The following is a 6,426-nucleotide window of genomic DNA, read 5'->3' as shown; positions in this document are numbered from 1 at the left end:
AAGTCACTCAAACCACCGAAGATCGCCCCTTATACTGGCATTATCCCAATGAGTGGGGGCCATCTGGTCCAGGTATTGGAGCATTCAGTGCAATTCGAAAAGGAGATTTTAAGCTCATCTACTACCACCAAACTGAGGCTTATGAACTCTTCAATGTCCGAGAAGATATTGGCGAGAAAAAGAACCTCTATGCGCAGCATCCTTTAGTGGCCAAAGAACTCGCACAAGAGTTACGAGCTTATTTAATCGAGGTGGATGCCCAAATGCCTAAACATAAATCTACAGGAAGGCGCGTGAGCCTGCCTTAGATGAAATCATCGGCCATCTGATAGGCTTTGATCACTTTTAATTCTCCTTCTTTACCTGCTACGGAATTTCCGTGTTCCATGCCCAGGATACCATCGAAACCTTTTTCGTGAATGTATTTGAAGACATTCTTATAGTTAATTTCTCCTGAATAAGGCTCTTTGCGGCCTGGATTGTCTCCAATTTGAAAATAGGCGATTTCATCCCAGCAGTTCTCAATATTCGGAATGAGATTACCCTCTTGAATTTGCTGATGATAGATGTCGAACAATATTTTACAAGAAGCAGATCCTACTGCCTTACAGATGCTATTGGCTTGTGGGCTTTCACTCAAAAATAAGCCGGGGTGATTTCTGAAATTTAGGGGTTCGAGTACCATCACCAAACCGTGTGGTTCTAATAATTCACAGGCAGCTTTAAGCGTATCAATCACATTGACCGTTTGATATTCAATGTTTTTTCTAAAATCTTTAAGACCAGGAACTACGGTCATCCACTTTGCATTTACGCGTTTGGCGACATCTATGCTCGATTTAATTTCCGATAAAAAGGTAGCGCGTTCGTCCTTGTCTCCTGAAGCTAAATTTGGCCTATTCCAAGCGATATTGTGGGCGACAAAAACGCCCATTTTCATACCGCGTTCAACCATAGTTTTTGCCATTTTTTCTTGAAGGGCTAGGGGACGATTTCTCATCTCATTATCCTCAAATGATTTAAAACCTTGATCGGCCATAAAATGCAATTGGTCAATAGGGTCATCTCCTGCATGCGCTTTAAACATCCCCAAGTGAGGTGCATAATTTAAGTGATATTGATATGGCGTATTTAAGGGGTTGTAATTCGCTTTAGCGCTCATCATTCCCAAGGTAGATAAACCTGCCAGGGTGTTGAATTTTCTTCTGTTCATAGAATTTAAAATTTAGTTACTCCAGGTGTTGGAATTGCGTAATGTCCATTCTCATCCGGAAGGCTTGGGGGAGTAGTATTCCAATCTACTTGAGCGGGCATCAAATGATGATCAGAATTTAAGGCCTCATCCCAACTGATTGTTTTTCCTGAATAGGTAGCCATGCGTCCCATAATGGCTGTTAGGGTACTTTTCGCACCATTTTCAGCATCACTGATAACCCCATTGTTTCGGATGGATTTGAATAATTCGTCGTGTTCTACCTGATAGGGGTTGGCTTCTTGCCCCCATTTATAGGGGTATTTGTATAGTTCCTGTCCGTCGAGATCTTTTAGTAATCCGCTGCCTAATTCAACACTTCCTGAGGTACCTTGAAATACTTCGTCTACTCTCGAATCACAGCCTTTTTGGTGTCTACATTGAGAAGAAATCACAGCCCCGTCAGCATAATTAAATTGAACATAGTGATGGTCAAAGATTTCGCCGTATTCTTTTCCTGTACGGGTTTGACGACCTCCCATTCCTTGGGCACTAGTTGGATAGGCTCCTATAAACCAATTGGCCACATCGATATTGTGAATGTGTTGCTCTAATATGTGGTCTCCGCAAATCCAATTGAAGTAATACCAGTTGCGCATTTGGTATTCTAACTCGCTTTGGTCTGCCTCTCGTGGTTTTACCCAAACACCTCCATCGTTCCAATACACTTGTCCAGAGGTAATCTTTCCAATAGCTCCTTGAGCTACCCGGTTGTACAGCGTGGTATATTTCTTTTGGTAATGACGCTGAAGACCAACCACAACATTGAGTCGCTTTTCTTTGGCAATTCGGGCCATGTCTAAAACCTTTCTAATACCGACAGGATCTGTAGCCACAGGTTTTTCCATAAAGACGTGTTTGTCATTGTTAATGGCGTATTCAAAATGGTAGGGTCTAAAACCTGGAGGAGTGGTGAGGATGACTACATCAGCTTCATCAATGGCTTTTTTATAGGCATCAAAGCCCACAAATTTATTTTTGTCTTTTACCTTGATTTTTTTTCTGCCATCAAAGTGGTCAATTATGGCCTTGAGGCTCGAATCGAGTCGATCTTGAAAAACATCTGCCATAGCCACGAGTTCGACCTGATCATCTGCCGTCAGTGCTTGAACAGCTGCGCCTGAGCCTCGCCCACCGCAACCTACAAGGGCAAGTTTGAGTTTTTTGTTGTCTAAGACATTGGCGAAAGATTTTACCGGTACACTAGCAGATAAGATACCTGTAGTGGCCAGAGTAGTCTGTTTGATAAAAGTTCTTCTGTCGTTTTGGAGTGTTGATTTTTTCATAAGATATTATTTAGTCGTCCAGTATAGTTCTTGTTCTTTTTTAGAAGGGGTTTGATAAGGTCTGACAATGCGAAATCCAACGAAGGGTGCATCGGTATGCCACCATTCACTCTTGGGAATTTGGGGATCTCTCATTTTCCATTGTGGATCAGAGCCTCTTCTTGCTGCAGACCGCAGTTTTTCGGCGCTGTCTATCCATGAGCCCCCGCGTACTGATTTCGGGTAGGTCTTGAGTGGTTTATTCCACTTGACTTTAGCTAATTTTTTATAAGCTTCAATTTCATATTGATCTAAGGTCCATTCTGCTATATTTCCGTGCATATCGTATAAGCCCCATGCATTTGGCTTTTTTTGCCCCACCTTGTGATACTTGCCATTGCTGTTCTCTTCAAACCAGGCGTACAATTCTAAATCTGAAGCATCATCGCTATGGCTGTATGCTGTTTGGGATCCAGCACGGCAGGCGTATTCCCATTCTGCTTCAGTAGGCAGACGGTAAAAGTTACCGGTAAGCGCAGAGAGCCATTTGCAAAATTGAACCGCCGCTTTTTGGGTCATTCCAATGGCTGGGTAATCATCGGTTCCCATTCCAAAACTCATATCGACATAAGGTGTAGTGGCTCCACTTATGGCATCAATATCTAAATCGACTAAGTCTTGGTCTTTTTTTTGAAGAGATTCACCATCTATATCGCGGTCTACGAAATGTTGGTATAAATTCCAGGTAGTTTCAGTACTGGCCATCCAAAAAGAAGCGACCTCAATGTTAGACTGAGGAGATTCATCTCGCTGATGCCCTTTTTCAGATGACGGGCTGCCAATTTGAAAATTACCGCCTTTTATAAAAACCATTTCTAGAGCCTGAGTAGTGCCCGGTAATTCTAGCCGGTAGGCTTCTTTTTGAGCAAAGACAAGGTGAAATCCTAGAAATAAAAATCCTGTGACAAGAAATTTAAAGCGGTACATCAGTGTATTAGTTAGTTATCCCTTCAATTTACAGAAATAAACCAAAATATGAAATCATCAAGTAGAGTTTCGTTGAGCGCTGATAGATACTCATTTCTATGTTTCTAGCCTTGAAATTAGATGAATTACAAACTCTTAAAGTTTGATTTAACCCCAGTATTGGCCTGATTAAGGATTAAAATGGATATGCATTTAGACAAGAATGTACTAGGCCATTTATTTTATCAAAAGCTGTTTAATTATTGTATATATTTGTTAAACAAAAAATTACTACTATGTGGATTCGTGCATTATTCCTGATGACCGCATTGGGATTATCTTTATTTACTTCAAGTGAAAAATCAACCTCTGTAGAAGTTCAAGGTAAGGCTTACTATTTCTCGAAATCAAAACTTGATTTGGGGAACTGGGCAGCTCGAATGAGCGAGGCTCAAAAGAAACAAATGCAAGCCCGACTCAAAAATAGATTGGAGAAAACCTATATTTTAAGTTTTAACAGCAACGAATCCATTTTTGAAGAAGAAGAACGCGTAGATGCTATATCTGGAGCGACTGATTCTTGGGGAAGTAATTTTGCCAGAGGCAAACAGTACAAGAACGTAGAAGCCAATCAATTGGTCCAGACCCAAGAATTTTATGGAAAGCGTTTTTTGGTGAAAGACAAACTACAAGAGATCGATTGGCAAATGGGTACTGAGGCGAAACAAATAGGGGAGTATATGTGCTTTAAGGCGACGGCCATGGTGTCGGCATCAGAACTTGCTTGGTATGATTTTTCCTGGGGTGACTTAAATCGAAGTGAAGAAGATGATGAGGCAATGACCGAAGTTGAGGCCTGGTATACCCTTCAGATTCCAATCAAACAGGGGCCAGCAGAATATTGGGGGCTTCCTGGTTTAATTCTTGAAGTCAGTGCAGGAAATACCGTAATGCTTTGTTCACAGATCGTATTGAACCCCAAAGAGATTGTTGAAATAGAAGCTCCATCCAAGGGAAAAGAAATTAATAAAATCGATTACAGAAAGACCATTCAAATGAAAATGATTGAAATGCGTGACAATCGAGGTAGACGTATGAACGACTAATTGTTTCGAATGAGAAATACCCTCAATCATTTCATACTGCTGTTTGCGGCTTTTAGTTTTACCGCCTCTTTGCAGGCGCAATTAAAGTTTCAAGGTCGTGTTTTAGACAGTTTACAAACTCCGCTTGAATCGGCTAGTTTAGTGGCTATAGATAAACAGAGTAATAGTCTTGAGACCTTCGCTATAACTAATGCTCAAGGAACTTTTGAATTAAAACTTAGAAACAATAGAACCTATAAAATTCAAGTCAGCTATATCGGTTTAGGAACTGCCGAAGAAGAGCTCAGTACTACAGATCAAGATATACAAAAGGATTACACACTTTACCCCGCTTTTGCTCTAGACGAAGTTGAACTCGTTGTAAAAATGCCTGTTGCTGTGAGAGGTGATACCCTTGTATACGATGCAGATTCTTTTCAAAACGGGTCTGAACGAAAGCTTGAAGATATCGTCGAAAAATTACCCGGGGTTGAAATCAATGAAGATGGTCAAATCGAAGTCGAAGGAAAGGTGGTCAATAAACTCATGGTCAACGGTAAAGACTTCTTTGACGGAGATACGAAAGTGGCGACTAAGAACATCCCCTCAAGTGCAGTAGATAAAATTCAAATCTTACGAAACTATGCTGAAGTAGGGCAGTTGAGCAGTGTTAGAAACAATCAAGACAATGTAGCCATTAATGTAAAGCTCAAAGAGGGTAAAGAAAGTTTTTGGTTTGGAGATATTACAGGAGGTGGAGGTTCAGCTCCAACAGAGTCGTTGTATATCGGCCAGCCCAAGCTTTTTTACTACAATCCCAAATACAGTCTAAATTTCATTGGAGATTTGAACAATATAGGTGAGGTCGCTTTAACCCGAAGAGACATCCGAGGTTTCGGGGGCGGATTTAGACGCCCGAGTCAACGAAGCGGAACCAACATCAACTTAGGAGAAAACAGTCTTAATTTCTTAACCAATCAATCTAATGCGCAGCGCATAGAAAATAAATTAGCATCGGCCAATTTCAGTTATGCACCTTCTAAAAATCTCGACCTCAGTGGATTTTTGATTTATAATTACAGTCAGATCAACTCTCAAGAAATCAGTTTTGTACGCTATACCAATGCAGAACTCAACATCCCTGATGAAACCACCAATCAATTTGGTAATGAGCGATCTAAACAAGGACTTTTAAAATTGAGCGCATCCTACAAGCCTAATTTTAATCATCAAATTGATTATGATGTTTTGGCTAGAAACTCAAATGATAGCCAGCAGCAATTTGTGAATTCATCAGTCATAGGCAGTACCGATCAAATAGAAGAAGCAACGCCTTATAGTATCAATCAAAATTTGAATTACTATTTCACCTTAGATGAGAACAATATTTTTGCCTTAGAAGCGCAACATTTATTGCAAGACGAGGATCCATTTTACAACGCGGTTCTCGAAAATAATCCGGATGATTTAGAGGATGCTTATGATTCTACTGCAGCTGCATTAGGACTGTCAAATGCCAACTTGTTTTACGATATTGGCCAAAGCCGAAGAGTGAAATCGAATCAATTAGACGCCAAATTAGACTACTACCATATTTTAAGTCCAAGAAGTAATTTGAATTTTACCTTGGGTACCATCGTCAGTAGACAAAATTTCAATTCTTCGCTATTCGAAATTCTCAATGGAGGTTTGACCCAGCTGCTGACTCCAAACTTCAATGACGGCCTATCTAGCAATGATGTAGACTACAACTTTAGCGATTTGTATTTGGCACTCCACTGGAGGTTTAGGACGGGTAAATTTACCTTTACCCCAGGTGTATCCGTTCATTCGTACAGTAATTCGAATACGCAGCTCG

The 6,426-nt window shown here is 40.6% G+C and carries 6 protein-coding genes; 3 read left to right on the top strand and 3 right to left on the bottom strand.

Annotated elements, in window-relative coordinates; translation table 11 throughout:
• Positions 1–308: DUF4976 domain-containing protein (locus ISP71_08805; GenBank protein MBL6664182.1), on the top strand; the 308-nt coding region annotated here is incomplete at its 5' end.
• On the opposite strand, the gene ISP71_08800 is transcribed toward ISP71_08805, so the two are convergent.
• From ISP71_08800 to ISP71_08790, 3 genes are read right to left on the bottom strand one after another with little or no spacing between them, the layout of a single operon-like run.
• Positions 305–1,213 carry a TIM barrel protein gene (locus tag ISP71_08800; protein MBL6664181.1) on the bottom strand — a complete coding sequence of 303 codons (909 nt, stop codon included), beginning with the start codon at positions 1,211–1,213 and terminating at the stop codon, positions 305–307. The two genes, ISP71_08805 and ISP71_08800, sit on opposite strands and share 4 nt — an antisense overlap.
• Positions 1,214–1,218: 5 nt before the next feature.
• On the bottom strand, positions 1,219–2,538 hold the full coding sequence (locus tag ISP71_08795; protein MBL6664180.1) for a Gfo/Idh/MocA family oxidoreductase: 1,320 nt from the start codon (positions 2,536–2,538) through the stop codon (positions 1,219–1,221).
• A gap of 6 nt (positions 2,539–2,544) precedes the next feature.
• The gene (locus ISP71_08790) at positions 2,545–3,504 is read right to left on the bottom strand and encodes an SUMF1/EgtB/PvdO family nonheme iron enzyme (protein ID MBL6664179.1); all 960 of its coding nucleotides are present in this window, start codon (positions 3,502–3,504) and stop codon (positions 2,545–2,547) included.
• Positions 3,505–3,779: 275 nt separating this feature from the next.
• Here ISP71_08790 and ISP71_08785 point away from each other — a divergent pair, with 275 nt between their 5' ends.
• Both ISP71_08785 and ISP71_08780 read left to right on the top strand, forming a co-directional pair.
• Positions 3,780–4,589: a GLPGLI family protein gene (locus tag ISP71_08785; GenBank protein MBL6664178.1), complete on the top strand. Its 810-nt coding sequence runs from the start codon at positions 3,780–3,782 to the stop codon at positions 4,587–4,589.
• A 9-nt stretch (positions 4,590–4,598) separates the two neighbouring features.
• On the top strand, positions 4,599–6,426 hold a 1,828-nt coding region (locus ISP71_08780; GenBank protein ID MBL6664177.1), incomplete at its 3' end, for a carboxypeptidase-like regulatory domain-containing protein.

The organism is Flavobacteriales bacterium, from assembly GCA_016779995.1.
Taxonomy (GTDB): domain Bacteria; phylum Bacteroidota; class Bacteroidia; order Flavobacteriales; family UBA7312; genus UBA8444.
Note: the sequence above shows the minus strand (reverse complement) of the source record. Positions and strands in the feature narration are given on the sequence as shown.

Excerpts from the sequence above, each read along its gene's own strand:
- ISP71_08785 (MBL6664178.1), top strand. The coding sequence starts at position 3,780 with ATGTGGATTCGTGCATTATTCCTGATGACCGCATTGGGATTATCTTTA.
- ISP71_08790 (MBL6664179.1), bottom strand. The coding sequence starts at position 3,504 with ATGTACCGCTTTAAATTTCTTGTCACAGGATTTTTATTTCTAGGATTT.
- ISP71_08800 (MBL6664181.1), bottom strand. The coding sequence starts at position 1,213 with ATGAACAGAAGAAAATTCAACACCCTGGCAGGTTTATCTACCTTGGGA.
- ISP71_08795 (MBL6664180.1), bottom strand. The coding sequence starts at position 2,538 with ATGAAAAAATCAACACTCCAAAACGACAGAAGAACTTTTATCAAACAG.